This window comes from Marinimicrobium locisalis, assembly GCF_039822625.1.
Lineage (GTDB): Bacteria > Pseudomonadota > Gammaproteobacteria > Pseudomonadales > Cellvibrionaceae > Marinimicrobium > Marinimicrobium locisalis.
The window spans coordinates 363,831-388,513 of record NZ_JBDLLG010000001.1; the positions used below are offsets into that span (position 1 = coordinate 363,831).

A 24,683-nucleotide genomic window follows, 5' to 3' on the forward strand; every position below is an offset into this window, starting at 1 on the left:
GTGCGACAGATTGTACTCGATACGGAAACCACCGGCCTGGAAACGGCCCAGGGGCACCGCATCATCGAAATAGGCTGTGTGGAGCTGGTCAACCGCAAACTCACCGGCCGGCATTATCACCAGTACATTAATCCCGAACGGGAGGTTGACTCCGGCGCCATGGAGGTCCACGGCATTACCAATGAAATGTTGGCGGATAAACCGGTATTCGCTCAGGTCGTGGAAGAGTTTCTGGCGTTTATCGAAGGGGCGGAGCTGGTCATCCACAACGCGCCCTTTGATATCGGATTTATCGATCACGAGTTAAAACAGTGGAATACCCGCTACGGCTCCATCGCCAAGCGCTGCGGGGTGGTCGACAGCCTGGTGCTGGCCCGTACCAAGCACCCCGGCCAGAAAAACAATTTGGACGCCCTGTGCAAGCGCTACGGGGTGGATAACACCCAGCGGGAACTGCACGGGGCCCTGCTGGATGCCGAGATTCTGGCGGACGTCTACCTGCTGATGACGGGCGGCCAGACGGCCCTGTCCCTGGGGGGGCAATCTTCAAAAGAGGGCGGGGCCAGTTCGGGCACCGAACGGCGGCCCCTAGCCAACGATCGCCCTCCGTTGCCGGTGATCGAAGCGTCTGAAGAAGAATTTGCCGCCCATCGGGCCAAGCTGGAAGCGATTGAAAAAGCCGCGGGGCAAGTCCTGTGGAGGGATTGATTGGTGCTCCAAAAAGACCGATTTCTTAAGGACTTACGTTGCTTTGCTCAAGTTTTTATGAAAAATAGGTAAAGTTGGGTTACATTGACGGTTTGAGGGTCTGTTTGTCTGAATCGTATTCAAAATCGATCCACGCAGCTAGCCCCTCCTTCGGCCAAAATGTTAGGCCATAATTTAAGCAGTCCATCAATAAACGCTTCATAAACAAAAAGGGTCGCGGCGGTGAGCAGCACTGAAAACGTCAACCTCAACTCTTTGAAACTGGTTCAAGACCAGTTAGTGGCAACCATTGAGCATGCCGCCACTCAGCTGGAGCAGTTTGCCGCCGACCGCAACAACGGCGAGCTGCTGCAAAATTGCATCGACAGTATTAAACAGATCAGCGGTACCCTGAATCTGCTGCAGCTGCGGGGGGTCGACACGCTGGCTCAGGAGTTGGTCGAACAGATTACCGACATTCCGCTCGGAGAAGAGCAAGACACCAACCGCAAGCTGGACATACTGACCTCCGCGTTTTTCATCCTGCCGCGTTATCTGGAATATTGCCTCCAAACCTCAAAAAGCATGGCGGTGCTGCTGGTCCCCCATATCAACGAGCTGCGCCAGCTGCGCAAGGCGCCGCCCTTGCCCGAAAGCCACTTTTACAACATCGAGGTGACTCCGGTCTATGCGGGCAACAAACAGAGCAGCACCGTATTGGGCGAAGACATGCGGGCGCTGGTGCGCCGGTTGCGGCACATGTACCAGGTGGGGCTGGTCAATGTTCTGCGGGACAAACAAGTGCGCGCTTCCCTGGGCATGATGGGTCGCGCCATGGAGCGTCTGGAATCCATCAGCAATGCCCGGCCCCGCGCCGCACTGTGGTGGGTGGCGGCGGCAACACTGGAGGCGCTGCGCTCGGAGAACATGGTCATTAGCGTCAGTCGCAAGCGCCTGTTCAGCGCCCTGGACCGGGAAATCAAGAAGCTGCAGCTGTCCGGGCCCGAAGGGCTCGAAGTCGCGCCGCCGAAAGACCTGCTCCGAGACATGCTCTACCTGATAGCCCTTTCCCGCGCCTCAGGTCCCCAAGTCGATGCAGTGGTCACAGCTTACAACCTGTCGCCTTTGCCCTATACCGATGCCGAGCTCACTCGCGAGCTGGAATTCCTCAAAGGCCCCAGCGCCGCTACCATTCACTCCATGGGCACCGTGCTCAAAGACGAGTTGCGCAGTACTAAGAACATTCTGGAGAGGGCCGCCCAAGGGGGCACTGAGCTGCTTCGCGAAAGCCCGGAACTGCTCGAAACCCTGAAAAAGGTGGCGGACATTCTCTCGGTGGTGGGGTTGGTTTCCGCCAGCAACAGCCTCAAGGAAGAGATTCAGAAGATTCAGCGCTGGCACCAGTCGGATGAGGTGGTGGACCCGGACGAGCTGCTGGGCGTTGCGGATACACTGCTCTACATCGAAAGCTCCATCTCCGGTCTGGGCAAAATGAACCTCTCCGAGGAGCAACTGACTCAAATCAACGCTCGCTCCCGGGACGAAGTTATCTCCACCAGCCAACTGGCCGAAGCGGAAGAGCTGGTGCTGGAAGAAGCGGAGTCCGGCCTGGCCATGATAAAGCGGGCCCTGACCTCCTTTGTTGAATCGAATTACGATGTGGGCCACATTAAGAACGTGGCGACCACCCTAAACACCATTCGCGGCGGGATGGTCGTATTGGGGCGGACCCGAGCGGCTGCGGTGCTGAACTCCTGCGTTCAGTTTATTGATCAGTCGCTCCTCAAAAATGAAAAGCCCGCGGCGGTCCAGCATATGCTGGAGACTTTCGCCGATGCGGTAATCAGTCTCGAATACTACATTGACAGTATCAAGCAGGACCGGCGCACGGACGATAGTGTTTTGCAAGTGGCTGAAGAAAGCCTGGATGCCCTGGGATACCCGGTGCAATAAGGTGGCGGATGCCCACACAGTGCATCACCCGTTGTTTCTGATGGTGGCCGGTGAGCGCCTGCTGTGTAATGGGGCCGGCGAATTGCGTTTGCTCGGCGAAGCCGAAGCCCGAGAGCGTGCACCTCGGGCTGAATCGGATTTTCTCGGGCGCTGGCGGGATCGGCCGGTTTACGCCCAACAGCTCAACCGCCCCGAAGACCTTGTGCCGCCAGAGGGCGATGCATCGGAACAGTGGCTGGAGCTACGGGCCCAGATGGGGCAAATTGACGACTCCCTGTTCGCGCTGGGTGGTAGCGCCCTGCAGTGGGCGCGCTGGAGAATTGACCATCGTTATTGCGGCCGCTGCGGTGCGCCGACCCAACCCATCCCCGGGGAACCCGCGCACGTCTGTTCCCGGTGCGAGCTACGCTTCTACCCCCGGCTCTCTCCCTGCATGATTACCTTAATCACCCGCGGTGATCACTGCCTGCTCGCCCGTCATGCCCGTTCGCGCAAGGCATTTCATACCGCTTTGGCCGGGTTTGTGGAAATTGGTGAACGGGTGGAGGATACCGTCCACCGGGAAATCTACGAGGAGGTGGGCCTGAGCGTGCGCGAGCCGCGCTATTTTGGCAGTCAGCCTTGGCCGTTTCCGGGGCAACTGATGCTGGGTTTTCACGCCGAATACGCCTCCGGAGAGATTCAGGTGGATGAAGACGAAATCCTGGAGGCCGACTGGTGGCGGTACGACCGCTTGCCCATGGTGCCTCCGCCGGAGACCCTGGCAGGGCAGCTGATTGCGCATTTTATCGCACATCAGCACAATAAGAGCTCGTAAGAGAGGATAGGGAAGGGCATGTTCTATACACTACTATCGGTTTTTATCGTGCTGGCCGGGTTAATACTGGTTTATGCCGCCCTGCGCCTGTTGATTAAACGAAATTGGCTGATGGGGTTCCTCCGGGGCTTCTTCGGGCTGGGATTAATCGTGATCGCGCTGTCCCTGGCATTGATTGCCTTCGATGTGTTCAGCTATCGTCAGCTCTCAAAGGAAGAGCCAGTCGCCACACTGAGCTTTGAGCGCCTGGGGGAACAATTGTTCGAGGCCACATTGGTTCACAACAGCGGCCGCGAAGAGACTTTTGAGCTACGCGGTGACCAATGGCAGCTTGACGCCAGAATCATTAAGTGGCGCGGCGTTATGGGCGGCCTGGGCATCAAGCCCGGCTACCGCCTAGATCGTATCAGCGGCCGATACTACGCCCTGAGTGAAGAGCGCGCGGCCGAGCGGACCGTCTATGCGCTGGAGCAGGACGGGTGGGGCCCCGACGTTTGGGCCTGGGCCAACCAGCATCCGGGTTGGCTCCCGGTTGTAGACGCCCGCTACGGTAGCGCGACGTTCGTGCCCATGGCGGACAAGGCACTGTTTGAAGTCCGCCTGTCCTCCAGCGGTCTACTCGCCCGTCCGCTGAACGAACCGGCCCGTCAGGCGGTCTCGTACTGGGAGTAGGGCCAGCACTGGGCTGGTTTTGGTTCTTATATGACACGCGACATCAAATGCATAGCAACGGAGTAGAGTTTTGGAATTTCTCATTGATATCGGTTTGTTCCTCGCCAAGGCGGTGATTATCGTGGTAGCCATCGGTATGGTGATCGGTTTGATCGCGGCCGCCGGCGCCAAAGGCAAGAAAAAGCTTGAGAAAGGGCACATCGAAGCCACGAAGCTGAATGATCGCTTCAAGCACATGACCGATGCCCTCAAGCACGCGGCCCTGGACAATGCCGAGCGCAAGGCCGAAGCGAAAGCCAAAAAGAAGCGTGAAAAGGCCGAACAGGCGCAAAAGAAAAAGGCGCTAAAATCCCGGGGCGGGGAAGCAGACACGGAGCAAAAGCGCGTTTACGTGCTCGATTTTAACGGCGACATTAAAGCTTCGGCGACGGAGAATCTACGCGAGGAAATCAGCGCCGTCCTCAGCCTGGCGCGCTCCACCGATGAGGTGGTGGTCAAACTCGAAAGCGGTGGCGGGCTGGTTCACAGTTACGGCTTGGCCTCTAGCCAGTTGGCCCGTATTCGGGACCGCCATATCCCTCTCACCGTATGCGTGGACAAGGTGGCCGCCAGCGGTGGCTATATGATGGCCTGCGTGGCGGACCGCATTCTGGCGGCGCCTTTCGCGGTGTTGGGCTCGATCGGGGTGGTGGCGCAGCTGCCGAATTTCCACCGTTTGCTGAAGAAGAGCAACATTGATTTTGAGATGTTTACCGCTGGAGAATACAAGCGTACCGTAACCATGTTTGGTGAGAATACGAAGCAGGGACGGGAGAAGTTTGTCCAGGATTTGGAGGATACGCATCTGTTGTTTAAGGAGTTTGTGTCGGAGCATCGTCCGCAGGTGGATATCGGTAAGGTGGCCACGGGTGAGATTTGGTTCGGCCGCCGGGCGCAGGAGGTGAAGCTGGTGGATGAGTTGAAGACCAGTGATGAGTATCTTTTGTCGCAGGCGGATAAGGCGGATATCTTTGAGGTAAGGTACGTTCAGAAGAAGTCGCTGCAGGAGAAGTTTGGTGTGGCGGCAGAAGGCGCGGTGGATCGTTTATTGTTGCGCTGGTGGCAGCGGTCTAATAATCAGCGTTGGTTTTGAGAATTCTGAGTGTTTTTTGAGTCCGGTCTTGGGGTGGGTGTACCGGTTGGAGACTCTCTGAGGCATGGATGCCGATGAGAAGCCTACAGGGATGTATTCACGGCGGGTCTCCAACCGGTACACCCACCCCAAGACCTCCGTGCCACAAGTGAGTTGCATTGATTCTAACCAAGTTGTTTGCTGGCACTGAGGCGATGGAGGGGGTAAGTTCTTCGGGGACTCTCTGACGCCTACAAGGATGTAGGTGCTAGGGCGACGCAAGGAGCTAAAGCCGCGGCATGGATGCCGATGAGAAGCCCCCATGGATGGGTTCACGGCGGGTCCCCGAAGAACTTACCCCCTCCATCGCCGGAACGATACAATCACACCGGTCTAATTGAGGTTCCCAAGATGTTCTTCGGAAGCAGAAAGCTGGAAATGCCTACACGGGAACAGGCGCTGCCCGGTCGGGACGAGCCTATGAAACTCGAAGGTGAGCAGGCCAAACACTTCGTCAAAGGCACCCCGATGGTACCTCCATTCCCCGAGGGGCTAGAACAAATCGTCGTCGGCATGGGCTGCTTCTGGGGCGCCGAACGCTGCTTCTGGACACTGCCCGGGGTCTACACCACCGCCGTGGGCTACGCCGCCGGCTATACCCCCAACCCCACCTACGAAGAAGTCTGCTCCGGCTACACCGGACACAACGAAGTCGTACTCATCGTATTCGACCCCAAAGTCGCCCCCCTCGAAACGATTCTGAAAACCTTCTGGGAAAATCATAATCCCACCCAAGGCATGCAACAAGGAAACGACAGGGGCACCCAATACCGCTCAGGCATCTACGCCTACGGCGAAAAACAACTGGACGCCGCTGAAGCCTCGCGAGATCGCTACCAAGCCGCGCTGCAAAAAGCGGGTAGGGGACAAATAACCACCGAAATCCTGGAAGCTGGACCGTTTTACTACGCCGAACCCTATCACCAGCAATACCTGGCCAAGAATCCCGGCGGCTATTGTGGGCTGGGCGGAACTGGAGTGCCATGCCCCGGGGGCTTCGCCTAAAAAGCCGCTGCCCATAAAAAACGCCGACCTGTTCTGGGCCGACGTTTTATTGGTTTTAAGCACAAAATCAGTTTAGAGAAAATCCAGATCCGGGTTGTCCTTCATAATCTCCTTCAGCTCATCCGACTCGTGAGTGTCCTGCTCCAACACCTCCCGCACAAACTTCAGATAAACCGTGTAAATCTCCGGCGGCTGGCCTTCACGTTCCACTACGAAAAAGGGGGCCCGGTTGACGTTGTGCTCGCGTGCCAATTGAAGACCGGGGCTTTCCGGGTCCCGCTCATCCGCGACCACCACCTCATTGATGCGATCCATATAGCCGGACGATTCCAGTTTTTCCAGAACATCCGCGCACTTGGCGCAGGGTGAGCCGTCTTTCAGGATTTTCTTAACCAGCGTGATGGTCATAACCTTTCCTCACTGCGTGCCAGTACATCTGGGCTATTTCCGGATATTGGCTCCGTGCAAGCCGCATTCCTTCTTGGTGGCTTCTTCCCACCACCAACGGCCTTCCCGCTCGTGCTGCCCTGGGCCAATCGGCCGGGTGCAGGGCTCGCAACCAATGGAGACGTAGCCGTGATCATGAAGCTCGTTGTAGGGAATTCCCATGGCTCGAATATAGTCCCAGACTTGCTCGGAACTCCAGTTGGCCAAGGGGTTGAATTTCACCAGTCGGTCGCCGGGACGGGCGAACACCTTGTCGTCCTGAATGACCGGGATGCCCATGCGCGTGCCGGGGCTCTGGTCTTTACGCTGGCCGGTAATCCAGGCATCCACTTCCAGGAGCTTTTTGCGCAGCGGACCTATTTTTCGAATGCCACAGCACTCTTGGTGCCCGTCGCGGTAAAAGCTGAATAGGCCCTTCTTGCGAACCATCTCGCGCAAGGCCTCAGGGTCGGGGGAGAGGATGTCGATATCGACGCCGTAATGGTCTCGCACCCGCTCGATGAAACGGTAAGTTTCGGCGTGGAGGCGGCCGGTATCCAGGACGAACACTTTGATATCCGGGCGAATTTGGTGGGCCATATGGACCAACACCACGTCTTCGGCACCACTAAAGGACACTACGATGTTGTCAAACTCGCTCAAGGCGAACTCGATGACCTTTTGGGGAGAGGCCTTTTGCAGTTCGTCGTCTAAATCGACGGTATTGAGTAGTTCACTCGTCATTGATTCTTCCATCATTGAATTGGCTCATCACGGGCTGAGAAGAATACCAGAGCGATGATTAAGTTCCTAATACCCAAACTTTATGAGGTTATAGCGCTGTTTTAGGGGACTTGGAGAGCCTTGTTGAAGTGAAATATTACAACCGTGAAACAGTGCGTGAAAAATAAGCGTTTTGAGCGTTTTATGCACAGCATATAGTGTCTGTTTGCTCTAATGTGCCCATATATTGATGAAAAATTCGTCAGTTTGGCGGTATTTCAGCTAAAAAAGACTATTTTTTGAGCATTTAAACTTTGGCTCTAAGTTCTTTTGGGTATATGTTCCACGTGAAAACCGCTTCCCTTCAGGGTCGCTGGTGCCTCGAAGCCCGAGGCCCTCCTTGGTTGCGTTTGGTAGGGGAAACCGGTAAATTTCCCCATTTTTCGGGCCGTGGGCCCGATCCGAATATGTGACTTGGGGGTAAGTGTGGAAATAGCCTGTCTCGACCTGGAAGGGGTCCTGGTGCCTGAAATCTGGATTGAATTTGCCAAGGTAACCGGCATTGAAGAGTTGAAGGCCACTACCCGCGACATCCCGGACTACGATGTGCTGATGAGACAGCGCCTGCGTATTCTTGAGGAGAACAACCTTGGCTTGAATGAGATCCAGGAGGTGATTGCAAAACTGAAGCCGCTGGAGGGGGCGCCCGAGTTTGTGGACTGGCTGCGCGAGCGCTTCCAGGTTGTAATCCTCTCGGACACCTTTTACGAGTTCTCCCAGCCGCTGATGCGTCAGTTGGGCTTCCCGACGCTACTCTGTCACCGGCTTCAGGTGAATGAGCAGGGCAAGGTGGTGGATTACACCCTGCGCCAAAAGGACCCCAAACGCCAATCCGTATTGGCCCTCAAGACGTTGTACTATCGGATTATTGCCGCCGGTGACTCCTACAATGACACCACCATGTTGGGCGAAGCCGATGCCGGCATCCTTTTCCACGCGCCCCAGAACGTGATCGATGAGTTTCCGCAGTTCCCGGCGGTGCACAATTTCGAGGACCTGAAAAAAGCGTTTATCAAGGCCAGCAACCGCGATTTGACGCTTTAGCGAAGGAAGAGGCCCGGCGCGAAGAAGGGCCTCCAGCTAAAAAGGGGCCTCCAGCTAAAAAGGGGCCTCTAGCTAAAAAGAGGCCTCCAGCGAACAAGAGGGCCTCCCGCGAAGAAGAGCCCCGGGATCGGCGTACCGGGGCCATGCTAGCTATAAAGCTCGCCGTACACGCCGGTCTTTAGCCAAACGTGCGTTGCAGGGTTTCCATCAAAACCCTCACTTTATTCCAGCTCTCCTCGTACTCATCCGCCGGTTCCGAGTCGGCCACAATCCCGCCGCCTCCCCAGCAGTGCAACCGATCACCATTGCCCACGAGGGTGCGAATGGCGATATTGGTGTCCATACCGCCGTCGGCGCTTAGGTAACCGAGGCTACCGCAGTATACCGAGCGACGGCTCGGCTCCAGTTCCTCAATGATCTCCATGGCCCGGATTTTGGGGGCGCCGGTAATTGAGCCCCCGGGGAAGCTGCCTTCCAGAAGGTCCAGCGCCGTGGCGCCGGGGCGTAAGTCGCCGGTGACCGTGCTGACAAGATGGTGAACGTTGGCAAAGCTTTGCAGCTCGAACAGCTGTGGCACTTCCACCCGGTCGCAGGTCTTGCTCAGGTCGTTGCGCAGCAGATCGACAATCATCAGATTTTCCGCCCGGTTTTTGAGGCTTCTGGCCAACGCCTCTCCCTCGGCGCGATCTTCCTCCGGATCGGCGCGGCGGGGGGCCGTGCCCTTGATGGGCTTGGTTTCCGCCCGCCCTTCGCGCACGGACACAAAGCGTTCGGGGGAAAGGCTAATTACCGCCCCTCGGGGAAGCGACAAGTAGCCCGAGAACGGCGAGGGCAGGGCCTGGCGCAGGGCCAGAAAGCCCAATGCCAGGTTGCCCTTAAATTCCGCACTGAATCGTTGGGCAAAGTTTACCTGGTAGCAGTCACCCGCCTCGATGTAACGCTGAATATGCGCGAGACGCTCGAGATAAGTTTTTCTGGAAATTTCTGGATAAAAATCCTCTACTTTCAATAGGTTATGAGTGTTATCCAGAAACTGCTTCAAGGGGTCGGTGCCGTGCTGACCAAGCAGTTGGGCTTGCACTGGCTCGAGGTTTACCTCCGGCCGGCCCACCAGAAAGGCTTGCTCGGTGTGGTGGTCCTGCACGATGGCCCAATCGTAAAAGGCCAGCCAGAGATCCGGCAGGTCAATGTCCGCCTCGGCTTGACTCGGCAGTTGCTCCAGTCGGCGGGCCAGGTCGTACCCAAAATAGCCAATGGCACCGGGAACGAAGGGCAGCCCGGGCGCCGAGCCGAGGGGCGGACGCTGCCAACGGCGGACAACGCTAAGCGGGTTATCCCCGCTAAGCTCCAGGGTCTCGCCGCTGGCTTCGACTCGGGTCTGCCGGCCTCGAGCGCTAATCTGGAAGCTCGGTTGGGCGGCGAGAATATCAAATCGGCCGTACTGGCTGCCGGGGTGGCCGCTATCGAGCCAGGCCGGTGAGGGCGCCTCGGCCAATAAGGCGAACCAATGAGCGCTGTCCGTGTAATAGGGCAGAGGTATAACCTGGGGGCTGGGCCGCATGGAAAAGAATCGGGACTCGTTGCGCAAAAGCGGCATTCTATCATGGGAACCCCATGCAAACCGCCGTATTAACGCCTACAATAGCGCCCTTTTCTGCACCCCGAGAGCTACATCCTATGAAACATACTCCCACCGTCGGCTTTGTCAGCCTGGGCTGTCCGAAAAACCTCGTGGACTCCGAACGGATTCTGACGCAACTGCGTACCGAGGGGTACCAGGTCGTCCCCAGCTACGATGACGCGGATATGGTGATTGTGAACACCTGTGGCTTTATTGACAGTGCCGTGGAGGAGTCCCTGGGAACCATCGGCGAGGCCCTAAAGGAGAATGGCAAGGTGCTGGTAACGGGTTGCCTCGGGGTAAAAGAGGATGAAATCCGCGAAGTTCACCCCGGCGTACTCGGCATTTCCGGGGCTCATGCTTATGAAAAGGTGCTCGACCAAGTGCACCAGCACTTGCCTCCCGTGCGGGACCACAACCCCTTTGTTGACCTGGTACCGCCCCAAGGCATAAAGCTCACGCCACGCCACTATGCCTATTTGAAGATCTCCGAGGGCTGCAACCATAAGTGCAGTTTCTGCATTATTCCCGATATGCGGGGCAAGCTTGTAAGCCGACCCATCGGGCAGGTGATGAGCGAAGCCGAGCGCCTGGCCAAGGCCGGCGTGAAGGAGCTTCTGGTGATTTCCCAGGATACCTCCGCCTATGGCGTCGACATCAAGTACAAGACGGACTTCTGGGACGGGCGTCCGCTGAAGAGCGACATGCTCCAGCTCTGCGCCGCCCTGGGCGAGCTGGGTGTGTGGGTGCGACTGCATTATGTCTACCCCTATCCCCATGTGGATAAGGTGATTCCGCTGATGGCGGAGGGGAAGATTCTTCCTTACCTCGATATCCCGTTTCAGCACGCCAGTGCGCGAATGCTGAAGTTGATGCGTCGCCCGGGCCAGGTGGAGAAAACCCTTGAGCGCATCAAAAGCTGGCGCGAGCAGGTGCCGGACCTGACCATTCGCTCCACGTTTATTGTCGGCTTCCCGGGGGAAACAGAGGACGATTTTCAACAGCTACTCGACTTCTTGGAAGAGGCGGAGCTTGACCGGGTAGGTTGCTTCCAGTACTCGCCGGTGGAGGGGGCCGCCGCCAACGAGCTGCCAGATCCGGTGCCGGAAGCGGTGAAGCAGGAGCGCTTCGAACGCTTTATGGCAGTCCAGCAGGGCATCTCCGCCCGGCGCCTGCAAGCCAAAATCGGCCGTACGCTGGAAGTGCTGATCGACGAAGTGGATGAAGAGGGCGCCATCGGCCGCAGCTATGCCGATGCACCGGAAATTGACGGGCTCGTCTACCTCAATGGCGAGCAGGGCGTGCAGCCGGGGGATAAAGTCATGGTCATGATTGAGCAGGCGGATGAGTACGATTTATGGGGCCGGGTGGATCGCGCCACCACAGCCAGCCACTGAGGCCATAGAAGCCCACCATGGCCCAGGCGAAGTTCCACTCGACGATGTTTTTCGCCTCGTACTCGAAGGAGGGTTGAGTCAGGTCGATGGTGAGGGAGACAAAGCCCCACAGCCACTGAAGGCCGATTAGAGCGAACTGCCAGCGCACGATTCGTCGAGTCCGCGCTGACAGAGGGCGGTGTGTGCGGTACAAGGATTGAATGCACAGCAACTGAGCCAGAAGGGCTAAGGCGAAGTGAAAGATAATGCCGGTGCGACGCATAAATTCATAAAAGCCGCTGCCCGAGCCCAGATAATTGGCGTAGAGCACCAGCGCCAGGGCCGAGATGATACCCAGCCAAAGGATCACGGTATGGCGGCGGCGCGGCCCCACTTGCTGGGTAAGCCACTCCCATTGCAGGCACCAGTAAACTGCCAGCAACATGCTCAGGGGCATCATCAGGCCGCGAAACAGAAAGAGCGCATCGCCGTAACGGGCGGCCCCGCTGATGGACGTGCACCCGTGGGTAAAGGGAAAGCAGGCCACCACCGAGCCCTGATATAGCGAGATCCCGTAGGAGCCGGCGACGGCGAACAGCGGGACGACGCAATTCAGCCAGGCGATGGCGGAAGGCCAGCGTCCCCTCATCAGAATACTCCTATGAGAATGATCGTAAGCTGAGAACCACGCCACAAAATTCCAATATGGCATTGGCAACCTCATTGGGTTCTTATAGGCTACCAACCCCCGCAACAACAATAAAAGAGGTTAAGGATCGTGGCCAAACACTCACACAAAAAGGAACCCTCCCGGACGCAGAACTCGGCCAGCGCGGCGCAACACCCGCCGCTGCAAGCCGTCGACCGGGGGTTGTTCTACCTGACTGCGAGCATTACCGGCGCCACGGTGATGATGATCGAGCTGCTTGGCACGCGCATTATCGGTCCCTATTACGGGGTCAGCATGATTGTCTGGTCATCGCTGCTCTCCACGGCGCTGTTGGCGCTGTCGATCGGTTATTTGCTCGGGGGGCGGCTGGCGGATACCGCCCCCTGGTTGCGACTGTCGCACATTCTGCTGGTGACAGCGGTGCTGATCGGTGTAATTCCCCTGCTGAGTAAACCCGTTCAGCTCGCCAGTAACGGGCTCGGCTTGCGGGGCGGGGCGCTGATGAGCGCTTTAATCCTGTTCACCCCCTGCCTCCTGGCCTTGGGGATGGTGGGGCCCTATGTGATCAAAATCGCCACCAGCGGGCTGGAACGCGTCGGGCGAACCGCCGGCACGGTCTATGCCATTAGTACGCTGGGCAGCGTTATGGGCACCCTGTTGCTGGGCTTTTTTCTCCTGCCGCTGTTTGGCACCGAGAATATCGTGCTCAGCCTCAGCGCGTTGATGCTGGTGCTGTCATTTTTGCTCGCACTCTATGAAAACTTGCGGCTCAAAGCGGGCAATTCGCTGGTCGGCTGGGGCGCTACGACCGCGGTTTTGGCGCTGGCGCTATTCCTGGGTGTAGGCTCCACCCTGGGCACCCGCGACTATCCGAACTCTCAAGTCATCTTTGAAGAGGAAACCCACTACGGCTGGGTTCGTGTGGTGGACCAGCCGGAGCGGGGCATTCGCTGGTTGATGTCCGGTGGCTCCACCATCGGGGCCGAGCACCTGGAAACCGGGACGGGTATGCTGGGTTACCAGCAGGTGGTCGGGCACTTGCCACGGTTTCACCCGGCGGGGGAAGACGCCTTGCTGGTGGGCTTGGGCAGCGGTCACTTGGTCAATACCTACCGGCAGTTCGGTGTGCGCACCGATGCTATTGAAATCGACCCGGCCGTGGCCCACGCGGCTCATGAGTATTTCAGTTTTGAGCCCACCGGGGATGTCATTGTGGGCGATGCCCGCTACCAGATTAAGCAGCTGGATAAGCGCTACGACTTTATTATCCACGACTGCTTCACCGGCGGGGCGGAGCCGATCCACCTGCTCAGCCTGGAAATGTTCCGCGAGCTCAAAGCCAAGCTCAAGCCCGGCGGTGTGCTGGCTCTGAATTTCGTGGGCCTCACTCTTGAGGATGAGGAAACGCCGGTGGAAGCGGTGGCTCATACCCTGGATCAGGTTTTTGACCATCGCCGCACGTTTGTTTCCTCGCCCGATGCCACCTTCAATGATTTCGTCTTCTTTGTCTCGGACCGTCCGCTGAACTTAACCGGCCCGGAAGCCGCTCTGAGCTGGCTGGAAGAGCGGGAGACCACCGTCGCCGGGGACACCGACCTAGTCATAACCGACAATTTTAACCCCCTGGAAACCCTGCATATCGCCAAAGCCGAGTACTATCGGGACCTGCTGATTGAGCGGGTAGGGGAAGACATTTTATTTTATTGAGTTACACTGGACGACATCATCTAAGGGTACCTCTAATCATTCTAAACTCTCAGTAGGTGAATTATGTCCATAGCGGCCTTGCAAAAGCCTTTTTCCCAGGCTTGCGAAAATAATAAACACCCCATTTTAGCGGTGCTGGCACCGCGGTTGGCCACTTGCCGTCATGTGTTGGAAATTGGCAGTGGTACCGGCCAACATGCGGTTCACTTCGCTTCCGCCATGCCTCACCTCGTCTGGCAGACCAGTGACCTTCCGGAAAACCATGACAGTATTAACCAGTGGCTGGAAGATTACCCCGGGGCCAACCTCAAAGCGCCTCTGGCGCTGGACGTAATGCAGCCTTACTGGCCGGTGGAGCACACCGATGCGGTATTCACAGCCAACACCTTCCACATAATGCCTTGGGAAGCCGTTCTGAGCCTGCTGGATGGTGCGTCACGATTGCTGTCTCCCGGTGGACAGCTGATTGTCTACGGGCCCTTCAACGAGGAGGGGGCTTTTACCAGTGAGAGCAATGCGGCATTTGACCGGTCGCTAAGACAACGGGTGCCGCACCGGGGTATCCGAAACCGCCAGACCGTGGTCGCTGAGGCAGAACAGCGTGGGCTCGCTCTGACGGCAACACTTGAGCTTCCGGCCAACAACCGCTGCCTGGTCTTTGTGCGCCAGTGACTGGTGCGGTTTACCGCATTAAGCAGGCGTTAATACGTTTTTAATGGAAGTGCCGGGTTTAATGCCCGAATTTAATGCCTGAGTTTAGTGCCTGAGTTTAATGAAAGTCCCGAGACTTGGCTGAAAGCCGCTGCAACCGATCACTCATGTCCTCCAAGCGGCCGGCAATCACATGGACCACGGCTCCCTCCCGCTCCAGAATGCCGTGAACCTTGAGAATGCGAGCCGTCAGGTAGGCCTGTTTTTGAGCTCTTGCCGTGGCCAGCCAGACCACCACATTGCTGTTGCCAGTATCATCTTCCAGCGTAATAAACGTCACTCCGGCCGCCGTGCCGGGGCTCTGGCGGCCGGTCACCACACCGGCCACCACCACCGGGGCTTTGTGGCGCTGGTGCACCAAATCCCGAGCGCGCACAAAATGCCCGAGTAGGCCGGCTTCTTCCAGCAAAGCGACCGGATGGCGGTTCAGGGTCAGCCCGGTGCTGGCATAATCCTCAATCAGATTGTCGAATTCGCTGGGCCGGGGCAGGTAGTTCGCCGGGGCCTCGGCCGCCTCCAGCGCCGGCTCGGATTGGGCGAAGAGGGGTAAATCCTCATTGCGATCCATAAGCTGCCAGCGTGACTGATAACGGTTGTCACTGAGGGTGTGCAAGGCATTGGCACTGGCCAGCGCCTCCAGGTCACGCCGGGTTAAACCACAATGCTGCAACTGGGAGCTCTGCTGGAAACGACGGCCGGCACTGTCCCGGGGCTGGGCCTCCAGCTTGTGGACTGCCTCCCGTGATAACCCCTTGACCAACCTCAACCCGAGGCGAAGGCTCAACTGCTCGTCCTCTCGTTCAAGCCGATGGTCCCGGTCGGAGTGGTTCACGCACACCGGGTGCACGGTCACCCCGTGGCGCCGGGCGTCCTGAATCAGTTGGGAGGGAGAGTAAAACCCCATGGGGTGGCTATTGAGCAGGGCCGTGTAAAACGCTTCGGGGTAATAGTACTTGAGCCAGGCGGAGGCATAGGCGAGCAGAGCAAAACTGGCTGAGTGGGACTCCGGAAAACCGTACTCACCAAAGCCCAGTATCTGTTGGTAGATACGCTCCGCAAACTCATTGGTATAGCCACGTTCTTCCATACCGTTTACCAGCTTACCGTGAAACTTGCCCAAGTCACCGGTTTTCTTCCAGGCCGCCATGGCGCGCCGCAGCTGGTCGGCTTCACCGCCGGTAAACCCCGCGGCGACCATCGCCAGCTGAATCACCTGTTCTTGGAAGATGGGAACTCCCATGGTCCGCTCAAGCACGCCTCTAACCGCTTCCGAAGGGTAATCTTCTCGTTCCTCGCCGTTGCGCCGCTTTAAATAGGGGTGAACCATGCCGCCCTGAATCGGGCCGGGCCGGACAATGGCGATCTGGATGACCAGGTCGTAATAACAGGCGGGTTTCAGGCGTGGCAGCATGGACATTTGAGCCCGCGATTCAATCTGGAAAAGCCCCAGGGTATCCGCCCGCTGAATCATGCCATAGACTTGGGGATCATCCATGGTGGCCGTCAACTCTGACAGTGTTAGAGAACGACCCTCGTGCTCCCGAACCAGGTCAAAACTCTTGCGCAGCGCCGTCAGCATTCCCAGCGCGAGAATGTCCACCTTCAGCAAGCCGAGGGTTTCAATATCGTCCTTGTCCCACTGAATGACAGTGCGTTCGGCCATGGCGGCGTTTTCAATGGGTACCAGCTCATACAGCGGACCGGAGGAAATGACAAAGCCACCCACGTGTTGGGACAGGTGGCGGGGGAAGCCGCGCAGCTCGTTCACCAGCCGAATCAGGTGCTCGGCGGTTTCCGAGCCGGGGGTTAAACCAAGCTCGGCGACTTGCTCCTCCCAGGCAGCATCCCGGTCCCGCCGGTTAATATTGCGAATCAAGAACTCAAGGTGGGATTCATTAATGCCCAGTGCCTTGCCCACATCGCGCAAGGCGCTTTTAAAGCGGTAACTGATGACGGTGGCGGCCAGGGCCGCTCGGGGGCGCCCATACTTTTCATAGACGTACTGGATGACTTCTTCGCGGCGTTCGTGCTCGAAATCCACATCGATATCCGGCGGCTCATCCCGCTCCTTGGACAGAAAACGTTCAAACAGAACCTTAATATGGCGGGGGTCTACCGCGGTAATTTCCAGGCAGTAACACACCACCGAGTTGGCGGCGGAACCCCGCCCCTGATAGAGAATGCCGTTTTTCTGAGCAAAGACCACCAGATCGTGAATGGTCAGGAAAAAGTGTGCGTACCCCAACTCTTCAATCAGGGCCAGCTCTTTGTCGATAGTGGCGCGAACCTCCGGGCTCGGGCCTTCGGGAAAACGCTTGGCGATGCCCAGCTCCACCAACTCGCACAGGTAGGCAAAGGGGGTGGTCCCGGCCGGAACCAGCTCCGCCGGGTACTCATAGCGCAGCTCCCCCAGGCCGAACTGGCAGCGTTCGGCAATGGCGAGGGTCTGCTCCAACCACTCGGCCTTGAACAGGGTTTGCAGCCGACCAATCGAGCGCAGGCGGCGCTCGGCATTGGGGAGGAGCCGTCGACCGGCCAGGGCGACGGTGGTTCCCAGGCGAGTGGCGGTCAATACCTGCTGCAGAGGCAGACGTTCGGCGCAATGCATCAGCGCCTCGCCGCAGGCACTGATGGGCAGTTCTAGCGTGCCGGCGAGCTGTTCGCAGTGGGCGATATAACGGTGTTCCCGGTGAGTGAGGTGGCGCCGCAGGCCCAGCCAGAGGCGCTCGGCGCAGTGCTTCTGCAGCCACTGGCCCCAGCGCAGGTCCAGCGTCCAGTCACCGTGGGGCAGCCAAATGACCAGGCAGTGCTGAAGGGATTTCAGATCCCACTTCTCCAACTGGTACTGCCCCTTGGGGCTGCGCCGACGGGCGTTGGTGATCACTCGGCACAGTTCGGCATAAGCCGCGCGGTGAGGGCAAAGCAGAACCACATCCAGCCCGGGCGGCAGCTTCATTCGGCTGCCGACTATCAGCTTGGTTTCGCTGTCCAGGCGCCGGTGTTCGGCATAGGCGCGCACCACCCCGGCCACGGAGCACTCGTCGGTAATGGCCAGCGCCCGGTAACCAAGCTCATCGGCCCGACGCATCAGCTCCTCCGGGTGAGAGGCCCCCTCCAGAAAGGAAAAATTGCTTTGGCAGACCAACTCTGCATAACCCACGGGATTTTCGCTCTGTTTGTTTGCTGGTATTTGGCTTCAATAAAGCTGTTTATGCATACAGTATATCGGGTGCGCAGCAGACTTCAAGGGCAGGGACTAGCCGCACTGCAAAGGGCGCTTTTGCGCCTCTCACCCACATGAAGTCGAGAGCGGGGCGGAATTTGTAAGATTCTGTAAGGGGCGTATACGCTGGCGCCCCGGTATTGTAAGCTTTGACCCCATCCAAAGAGGCCCGGCTGCGTATAAGCCTTATTTAGGGTCCGAAATAAAACCCCACCGTTACTAAAAAACGCGCCTTCACTGTTTGAAAGGAGTAGGGAGCACGCGCATGACCAAGCGAATGATTTTGATGTTAGTGGCCGTAGGTATTCTTTTCGGCGCTGTCTTCGGCTGGAAAGCCTTTGGCAATTACATGATGGGCCAGTACTTTGCCAATATGCCCGAGCAGGCCGTCGCTACCACGGCTACCGAGGTGGAAGCCTCTACCTGGAAGCGCACGACCACGGCCGTCGGCTCCTTCAAGGCGGTCAACGGCGCCCAGCTGACCACGGAGGTGGGCGGTATTGTGACCGAGGTGCACTTCGAAAACGGCGAGCCGGTGGAGAAAGGGCAACTGCTGGTTTCCCTGGATACCGACACCGTCCGGGCGGAACTGAAGCGCTTGGAAGCGGCCGAGCGCTTGGCCTCGCTGGAGCTGAAGCGTTACCGTCGGCTGTTTGAGGAAGGCAACAGCTCCGAGTCCGAACTGCAGCGCCGTCAGAGCGAAGCTCAGCAGGCTCAGGCGTCTCTCGAAGCACAGAAAGCGCGCCTTCGCCAGAAAATGATACGGGCCCCTTTCAGCGGCCGTTCCGGTATTCGTCAGGTCAATGTGGGGCAGTACGTCTCCGTGGGCAGCCCCGTGGTGGCCGTCCAGGCGCTGGACCCCATTTACTTGCAGTTTACTCTCCCGGCAAGCGAGCTGTCCGAGGTCTCGGAAAAGCAAGCGGTTAATGCTCGGGTGGACGCTTATGGCAACGACACGTTTAATGGGACCGTAACGGCCATTGAGCCCTCCGTTAATGAAGCGACCCGCAGTTTTACCGTGCAGGCCACCCTGGATAACCCGGAACACAAGTTGCGTCCAGGCATGTTCAGCCGAGTCACCCTTACCATGGGCGAGCCCAGAGAGGTGAAGTTCGTGCCCCAAACGGCCGTGCAGTTTGACCCCTACGGCAACTCGGTTTACGTGCTGTACACCGACGAGGAAGACAAAACCCGCGTTAAGCGTCGCTTTATCAAAACCGGCGAGCGACGCGGCGATCTCGTGGAAGTGGTTGATGGCCTGGACATCGGGGAGCGAGTGGCCACCTCGGGCTTGCTCAAGCTGAGCAACAACGCGCTGATCAACGTCAACGACGATCCGGCGGTACAGCCTTCGGCTGAACTGAACCCCAACCCCGGAAACGAGTAACAGGCCTGCCCTTAAGGAGAGCTAAACCATGCGGTTTACCGATGTATTTATCCGCAAACCGGTGTTGGCCACGGTTGTCAGCCTGTTTTTGCTGCTGCTGGGAGCGCGCGCCGGGTTTGACTTGAACGTGCGCCAATTCCCTGAGATCAAAAACGCGGTGGTGACGGTATCCACCACCTATATCGGCGCCGATGCCGATCTGATTCAGGGGTTTATCACCAAGCCCATGGAGCGCGAGGTCGCCGCCGCTGAGGGCATTGACTACGTCAAGTCCACTTCATCGGCGGGAGTGAGCAGCGTTCAGGCCTTTTTGCGCTTGGACTATGACCCCAATGAAGCCCTGACTCAGATCGCCGCGCAGGTGAACGCGTTGCGCTCCGAATTACCGGAGAACGCGGAAGATCCGGTGGTCTCCCTGTCCGTGGGGCAGGACACCGCCGCCATGTACCTATCCTTCTACAGCGATTTGCTGGACAACAACCAGATTACCGATTATCTGGTGCGGGTGGTGGAACCCAAGCTATCCACCATTCCCGGCGTTCAGCGCGCTCGCATTCTGGGGGGGCGCACCTTCGCTATGCGCATCTGGCTCGACCCTCAGCGTCTGGCCTCCGTGGGCATGACCGGTTCAGAGGTAGTGAGCGCCTTGCGCTCCAACAACGTTCTGGCGGCCCTGGGCCGGACCAAGGGGCAGATGGTCGCTGTTGACCTGAACGCCGGTACGGATTTGCGCAGCGTCGAGGCCTTCGAAGAAGTGGTGGTCCGCTCCAACGAGAATGCCGTGGTGCGTCTGCGCGATGTGGCAGACGTGGAACTGGGGGCGGAAAGTTACGAGTCCTCTGTGAGTTTCAATGGCAAGGCCGCCACTTTTATCGGGATTGAAATCTCGCCCGACTCCAACGCCCTTGAAGTGATTGGCCGGGTGCGGGATGTCTGGGATAACCAAATCATTCCCGAGCTGCCTGAAGGCCTCAATGCCGATATTCCCTACGACTCCACCGAGTACATTGAAAGCGCCATTGACGAGGTGGCATTCACAATTGTGCTGGCGCTGATTATTGTGGTGCTTGTGATCTACGCCTTCCTCGGCTCGGTGCGCAGCGTTATTGTGCCGGCGGTGGCTGTGCCGCTGTCACTCGTGGGCACCTTCTTCTTAATGTGGATTCTAGGCTTTTCCATTAACCTGCTGACTTTGCTGGCCATGGTGCTAGCCATCGGTATCGTGGTGGATGACGCCATCATCATGCTTGAAAACATCCAGCGCCATGTGGAAGAAGGCATGTCGCGCATGGATGCCTCTCTGCTCGGCGCCCAACAGCTGGCCTGGCCGATTGTGGCCATGTCCACCACGCTGGTAGCGGTGTTTATTCCGTTGGGGTTTGTCGGTGGGCTGACCGGGGTATTGTTCGTAGAGTTTGCCTTTACCCTGGCCTCAACCGTGGTGCTCTCGGGTGTGGTGGCCCTGACGCTCTCCCCCATGATGTGCTCGCGGATCCTACGCTCGCGGGAGTCCGGAGGCGAGCGGCCCAAGTTGGAAGTCTGGCTGGATGATCATTTCGAAAAGCTGCGGGGACGGTATCAGCGCCTGCTTCATGGCACCCTGAATAGCATGCCGGTGGTGTTGGTGTTTGCGGCCATTATTCTTGCTTCCTGTTACTTCCTGTTCGTCTCCAGCCAGAACGAGCTTGAACCGGCTGAGGATCAGGGGTTCGTGTTCTCCCAAGCGACCGCCGATGCCTATGCCACGCTGGACTATCTGGAAATTAACACAAGCCATATTGAGCAGCTGCTGGAGGATATTCCAGAGCTGGAGAACCTGTTCATCATTAACGGGACTAATGGTACCAACGTTGGGATTGCCGGTTTCGTCATGGCGCCCTGGGACGAGCGCACGCGCAGTACGAATGAAATTCTCGAGCAGGATATTCAGCCATTCCTGAACAACCTGCCAGGGGTGAATGTGTTTGCCACGGTACCGCCGTCACTGCCTTCCCCCGGCGGCGGTGGTACGCCGGTTCAGTTTGTGGTCGGTTCCACCCAGCCGTACCCGGTAATGGATGAAGTCGTGGGGGAGATTGTTTCCCAGGCCCAGCAAAGCGGGAAGTTCATCTTTATCGACCGCGACCTCAAAATTGACCGGCCCCGGGAAACGGTGGAAATTGACCGGGAAAAGGCGGCGCTTATGGGGGTAGACATGCAGCGTGCCGCGGCCGATTTGGGCAGTTTGACCGGCGGCGGCTATGTAGGTCGTTTCTCCCTGGATAACCGCTCCTATCGGGTCATTCCCCAGGTTGAGCGGGAAGAGCGCTTGAATCCAAGCCTGCTGAAGGATTACTACACGCGCAACCGCCAGGGCGAGTTGGTGCCCATGTCCTCCCTGATCACTCTGACGTCCTCGGTGCAGCCGCGCTCGCTTACCGGGTTCCAGCAGTTGAACTCAGTCACCATCAGCGGGGTGCCCATGCCGGGGGTGGCCCTGGGCGATGCGTTGGGCGAGCTCGACCGCATTGCAGCGGAGGTGATGCCCGATGGTTTCAGTGTGGACTACGCCGGCCAGTCGCGGCAGTTGAAGCAGGAAGGACAGCAATTGGTGGTCACTTTCTTCTTCGCCCTGCTGGTCATCTTCCTGGTGCTGGCGGCGCAGTTTGAGTCCTTCCGCGATAGTGTGATCATTATGGTCACGGTGCCGATGAGCATCTGTGGCGCCTTGATCTTCATCAGCGTGGGGCTGACCAGCATCAATATTTATACTCAGGTGGGGCTGCTGGCGCTGATCGGGCTGATTGCCAAGCACGGTATTCTGATTGTGGAGTTTGCCAACCAGCTTCAGCAGGACGGACGTACCAAGCGGGAAGCCATTGAAGAGGCCACGGCTATCCGACTGCGCCCCATTCTGATGACCACGGCGGCCACCGTGCTCGGCATGGTTCCGCTTTTGATCGCCACCGGCGCGGGCTCCGGCTCCCGCTTTGCCATGGGGCTGGTGATTGCCAGCGGCATGACCATCGGGACGCTGTTTACGCTGTTTGTAATCCCGGCGGTCTATCTCTGGATGGCGCGGGATTATCACGGCGAAGCGGAAAAGTCGGCATAATCCCTCCCGATGCCGTCCCATTGTGACTGGCTTCGCCGCTCCGGCGGCGCAGCCAGTGGGTCTTAAAAGCCAATGCCCCTTCAAGCCGTGTCTTTCCAAGCAAAGTCGCCGGCCACAAGGGGCTGTTAAGCAAAATACCCCTGCATAAACCATCCGCTTTGTTGTGGCTCCCTGAATACCCAACACCACTGCCCATCCTTATTGCGGGCTATGTAGTAATCCCGTACTTGAGGTTGCTGATCCCACCAACCGGTGGCAATTCGCTCCGGCCCATACACGATTTCCAGTGGTTGACGGCAGGGCTGGGGAGCGTCCAGCAGAAAACCGGGGCGCAGGCTCGGAGGGGGTGGGCTGTCGGGAAATCGCTCCGCTCTGCTGAGCGGGTCCCGTTCAACCGTGGCTTTCTCCGGGCGAAAATCCTCTTGCACGGCCAACCGCCGGACACGGTCCTCTCCCAGGCGGGCCTGTAACAAGGCCACCAGTTGGTCGGAAGAGAGCTTGGCGGTACTGTGGGGGTCCAGGCAGTCTCCAGTGTCTTTGGGGCGAGGCAGCAACTCCCGCGCCGAAAGAGCCAGGGCCACAACCGGTGCGTTCAAAGGCTGGCGCTCAAGCGTCAATTCAGTCAACGACAGCCAATGCTCGGCGCGGGACTCGCCCCGCGCGGCGCCAATGGTTAAGGCCGTGGGCTCTCCCTCTCTGGGGTAGAGCCTTAGCTCCACCCGTTTGACCACCTGCTCCCGCGCCTGAAGAAAAGCTTCCAGCTCGGCCAGCAAGCGTTCAACCCAAGGCATTAACCGTTGAGTGGTCTCCAGTTCGTGGGGCAGTTCCCGGTGGCGGCGAAAGGTGTCCGGCGGTTGAAAAAACGGCAGCGGGTGGGGGAGCTGTCCGGTTAGGCGCCCCACGTATTGCGCCAGCTCGGCGTCAAAACGGCGAGATAAATCCTTGAGGGGTAGTGCCAGCAAACCGGCCATGGTCTGAATTCCCAAGCGGTGCAAATGCTCCCGGGTGGAGAGGGGCAAATCGGTCAATGCCAAAGAGCATTGGCGGTAAGCTCGGGCCAAGGCGTCGGGCTGATCGCTCAGCGGTGCCCCGGCTTTGGCCAATAACCGGGCCGAGAGAGGAGAAGTGCCTGCTCCGAGCTGACAGGTGAGGTTTTGGCGTTCCAAAAACCGCCGAATGCTTTTGCAATAATTGTCAAATCCATTATGGTATTTAACCATTCTGGTGGCGCCAAGCCACAACCCTTCAGGGGTATCGGGTGATATGTCTCCCGAAAGGTCATAAAGCCCTTGAGCCAGTTCCTCAATCCGGCGTTGGGCCATGCTTTCTTTTAAAGGCAGCAATTGGATAGTGGGGCAGAGTGCGGCGGCCGTGGCGAGCCCCATTCCATGGGTCACTCCCTGGTTTTTTGCCGTCTCATTCAGTTGTACCAAACGGTTGTCCCGCTCATCCACAATGCCGAGGGGGAGCGAATTATCCGGCTCCTGGGTTTCAAGCTGCAGCCGCGGAAAATACAGATAGAGCCAAAGCATATTCCCGCCCTTCACAGTCCTTCCGCGGTGCGCCAGTGGGCTGGAGTATTGGCTGCCAACTGAACGGTGGGAGAGGTCAGTTCCGACCAGGTACTTTCCATGGAGACCAAAAACGGTGGTACTGGCCAGCCATGGCGCCGGCGGGGAACAGCCACCATCAAGCCTTGAGAGTGGGGGGTCAATTGCAGGCACAAGTCCAACGGTAGCCCTGTATTTTGAGCTGTGCCTGGTCGTCCCTCCCCTTGAAGGGTCAGCAAAAACAGGCTGGCGGCGCCCGCGCGGGCCGCCAATTGTAACCGCCGCGCTTGGACGGTTTGCAATGGTTGAGTCAGCCAAAGGCAGACGCTGTGGCAGACACCGCTTTTAAGACTTTGCTCCGCGGCCCACAACCGGCTTTTCGGGGTTTCGGGGTGTAGGATCAACGTCTTTGCCAGATCAAGCCCGGCACCTTTTAAGCTTTCCGCGTTCAGAGGATAGGGTGGGGCGATGAACACCGACAGCCGCTCCGGGGACTGCAGGCTGGGAAAAAGCAGGCGCAGCTCCCCCACACCGGCGCGAGAGTGAATCGAAGTCACTCCGCCGCCGGGCCAGCCCCCAAGCTGTTGATCCAGCTCGGCCCAGCCGCTGGGGCGGACCTGAGCCGGGCTAGCGGCTTCCCGGCCGCGCCAGATCAGCCGCTGCTGTTCGAGCTGTTCCAGACTGGGTTCCACATAAACCTCGCAAAACTGTATATACAAACAGTATAGCGCGCCACAGGTCCGCTGAAAAGGAAGGGAGTGAAATCGCCGTTATTTTTGCTTTCCC

Annotated in this window: 19 protein-coding genes; 12 read left to right on the forward strand and 7 right to left on the reverse strand. The window is 58.3% G+C overall.

Annotation, left to right across the window (positions count from 1 at the left end; genetic code table 11):
• The 6 genes from dnaQ (at window position 1) to msrA (ending at window position 6,305) form a co-directional block, all read left to right on the forward strand.
• A complete protein-coding gene (dnaQ, locus tag AAE514_RS01665) occupies window positions 1-708 on the forward strand; it encodes a DNA polymerase III subunit epsilon (RefSeq protein ID WP_347329788.1) in 708 nt (235 codons plus the stop codon).
• A gap of 222 nt (window positions 709-930) precedes the next feature.
• Window positions 931-2,640, forward strand: a complete 1,710-nt coding sequence (locus AAE514_RS01670) for a FimL-related protein (RefSeq protein WP_347329743.1) — start codon at window positions 931-933, stop codon at window positions 2,638-2,640.
• The gene (gene nudC, locus AAE514_RS01675; RefSeq protein ID WP_347329744.1) at window positions 2,615-3,457 is read left to right on the forward strand and encodes an NAD(+) diphosphatase; all 843 of its coding nucleotides are present in this window, start codon (window positions 2,615-2,617) and stop codon (window positions 3,455-3,457) included. Before AAE514_RS01670 ends, nudC begins: the two co-directional genes overlap by 26 nt.
• Before the next feature lie 18 nt (window positions 3,458-3,475).
• On the forward strand, window positions 3,476-4,129 hold the full coding sequence (locus AAE514_RS01680) for a cation/multidrug efflux pump (protein ID WP_347329745.1): 654 nt from the start codon (window positions 3,476-3,478) through the stop codon (window positions 4,127-4,129).
• A 70-nt stretch (window positions 4,130-4,199) separates the two neighbouring features.
• A complete protein-coding gene (gene sohB, locus AAE514_RS01685; RefSeq protein ID WP_347329746.1) occupies window positions 4,200-5,261 on the forward strand; it encodes a protease SohB in 1,062 nt (353 codons plus the stop codon).
• 417 nt (window positions 5,262-5,678) lie between these two features.
• Window positions 5,679-6,305, forward strand: a complete 627-nt coding sequence (msrA, locus tag AAE514_RS01690) for a peptide-methionine (S)-S-oxide reductase MsrA (protein WP_430623868.1) — start codon at window positions 5,679-5,681, stop codon at window positions 6,303-6,305.
• Window positions 6,306-6,377: 72 nt separating this feature from the next.
• Here msrA and AAE514_RS01695 read toward each other — a convergent pair whose 3' ends face one another.
• Together AAE514_RS01695 and AAE514_RS01700 are read right to left on the reverse strand one after the other, a co-directional pair.
• Complete coding sequence (locus AAE514_RS01695; protein WP_347329748.1) at window positions 6,378-6,713, reverse strand: hypothetical protein; 336 nt, start codon at window positions 6,711-6,713, stop codon at window positions 6,378-6,380.
• A 33-nt stretch (window positions 6,714-6,746) separates the two neighbouring features.
• On the reverse strand, window positions 6,747-7,475 hold the full coding sequence (locus tag AAE514_RS01700) for a phosphoadenylyl-sulfate reductase (protein ID WP_347329749.1): 729 nt from the start codon (window positions 7,473-7,475) through the stop codon (window positions 6,747-6,749).
• Window positions 7,476-7,940: 465 nt separating this feature from the next.
• Between AAE514_RS01700 and thrH the strand changes: the two genes are divergently transcribed.
• Window positions 7,941-8,558, forward strand: a complete 618-nt coding sequence (gene thrH, locus AAE514_RS01705) for a bifunctional phosphoserine phosphatase/homoserine phosphotransferase ThrH (RefSeq protein ID WP_347329750.1) — start codon at window positions 7,941-7,943, stop codon at window positions 8,556-8,558.
• Between the two features lie 178 nt (window positions 8,559-8,736).
• Here thrH and pabB read toward each other — a convergent pair whose 3' ends face one another.
• Entirely contained in the window at window positions 8,737-10,146 is a 1,410-nt protein-coding gene (gene pabB, locus AAE514_RS01710) for an aminodeoxychorismate synthase component I (RefSeq protein WP_347329751.1), read from the reverse strand.
• A gap of 89 nt (window positions 10,147-10,235) precedes the next feature.
• Here pabB and rimO point away from each other — a divergent pair, with 89 nt between their 5' ends.
• A complete protein-coding gene (gene rimO, locus AAE514_RS01715) occupies window positions 10,236-11,576 on the forward strand; it encodes a 30S ribosomal protein S12 methylthiotransferase RimO (protein ID WP_347329752.1) in 1,341 nt (446 codons plus the stop codon).
• Here the strand turns inward: rimO and AAE514_RS01720 are convergent.
• Complete coding sequence (locus AAE514_RS01720; RefSeq protein WP_347329753.1) at window positions 11,506-12,204, reverse strand: hypothetical protein; 699 nt, start codon at window positions 12,202-12,204, stop codon at window positions 11,506-11,508. The two genes, rimO and AAE514_RS01720, sit on opposite strands and share 71 nt — an antisense overlap.
• Before the next feature lie 129 nt (window positions 12,205-12,333).
• Between AAE514_RS01720 and AAE514_RS01725 the strand changes: the two genes are divergently transcribed.
• The gene (locus AAE514_RS01725) at window positions 12,334-13,932 is read left to right on the forward strand and encodes a fused MFS/spermidine synthase (RefSeq protein ID WP_347329754.1); all 1,599 of its coding nucleotides are present in this window, start codon (window positions 12,334-12,336) and stop codon (window positions 13,930-13,932) included.
• A 63-nt stretch (window positions 13,933-13,995) separates the two neighbouring features.
• A complete protein-coding gene (locus AAE514_RS01730) occupies window positions 13,996-14,604 on the forward strand; it encodes a DUF938 domain-containing protein (protein ID WP_347329755.1) in 609 nt (202 codons plus the stop codon).
• Window positions 14,605-14,701: 97 nt separating this feature from the next.
• On the opposite strand, the gene AAE514_RS01735 is transcribed toward AAE514_RS01730, so the two are convergent.
• Entirely contained in the window at window positions 14,702-17,803 is a 3,102-nt protein-coding gene (locus AAE514_RS01735; protein WP_347329756.1) for an error-prone DNA polymerase, read from the reverse strand.
• A gap of 328 nt (window positions 17,804-18,131) precedes the next feature.
• Between AAE514_RS01735 and AAE514_RS01740 the strand changes: the two genes are divergently transcribed.
• Both AAE514_RS01740 and AAE514_RS01745 read left to right on the forward strand, forming a co-directional pair.
• Entirely contained in the window at window positions 18,132-19,253 is a 1,122-nt protein-coding gene (locus AAE514_RS01740; protein WP_347329757.1) for an efflux RND transporter periplasmic adaptor subunit, read from the forward strand.
• Between the two features lie 28 nt (window positions 19,254-19,281).
• Window positions 19,282-22,347, forward strand: coding sequence for an efflux RND transporter permease subunit (locus tag AAE514_RS01745; RefSeq protein ID WP_347329758.1), 3,066 nt, complete (start codon window positions 19,282-19,284; stop codon window positions 22,345-22,347).
• Window positions 22,348-22,472: 125 nt separating this feature from the next.
• Here the strand turns inward: AAE514_RS01745 and AAE514_RS01750 are convergent, their stop codons facing one another.
• Both AAE514_RS01750 and imuA read right to left on the reverse strand, forming a co-directional pair.
• A complete protein-coding gene (locus AAE514_RS01750) occupies window positions 22,473-23,879 on the reverse strand; it encodes a Y-family DNA polymerase (protein WP_347329759.1) in 1,407 nt (468 codons plus the stop codon).
• A gap of 11 nt (window positions 23,880-23,890) precedes the next feature.
• Window positions 23,891-24,589, reverse strand: coding sequence for a translesion DNA synthesis-associated protein ImuA (gene imuA / locus AAE514_RS01755; RefSeq protein WP_347329760.1), 699 nt, complete (start codon window positions 24,587-24,589; stop codon window positions 23,891-23,893).
• Window positions 24,590-24,683 lie beyond the last annotated feature (94 nt).

Excerpts from the sequence above, each read along its gene's own strand:
- nudC (WP_347329744.1), top strand. The coding sequence starts at position 2,615 with ATGCCCTGGGATACCCGGTGCAATAAGGTGGCGGATGCCCACACAGTG.
- AAE514_RS01680 (WP_347329745.1), top strand. The coding sequence starts at position 3,476 with ATGTTCTATACACTACTATCGGTTTTTATCGTGCTGGCCGGGTTAATA.
- msrA (WP_430623868.1), top strand. The coding sequence starts at position 5,679 with ATGCCTACACGGGAACAGGCGCTGCCCGGTCGGGACGAGCCTATGAAA.
- AAE514_RS01695 (WP_347329748.1), bottom strand. The coding sequence starts at position 6,713 with ATGACCATCACGCTGGTTAAGAAAATCCTGAAAGACGGCTCACCCTGC.
- AAE514_RS01700 (WP_347329749.1), bottom strand. The coding sequence starts at position 7,475 with ATGACGAGTGAACTACTCAATACCGTCGATTTAGACGACGAACTGCAA.
- rimO (WP_347329752.1), top strand. The coding sequence starts at position 10,236 with ATGAAACATACTCCCACCGTCGGCTTTGTCAGCCTGGGCTGTCCGAAA.
- AAE514_RS01720 (WP_347329753.1), bottom strand. The coding sequence starts at position 12,204 with ATGAGGGGACGCTGGCCTTCCGCCATCGCCTGGCTGAATTGCGTCGTC.
- AAE514_RS01730 (WP_347329755.1), top strand. The coding sequence starts at position 13,996 with ATGTCCATAGCGGCCTTGCAAAAGCCTTTTTCCCAGGCTTGCGAAAAT.
- AAE514_RS01740 (WP_347329757.1), top strand. The coding sequence starts at position 18,132 with ATGACCAAGCGAATGATTTTGATGTTAGTGGCCGTAGGTATTCTTTTC.
- AAE514_RS01745 (WP_347329758.1), top strand. The coding sequence starts at position 19,282 with ATGCGGTTTACCGATGTATTTATCCGCAAACCGGTGTTGGCCACGGTT.
- AAE514_RS01750 (WP_347329759.1), bottom strand. The coding sequence starts at position 23,879 with ATGCTTTGGCTCTATCTGTATTTTCCGCGGCTGCAGCTTGAAACCCAG.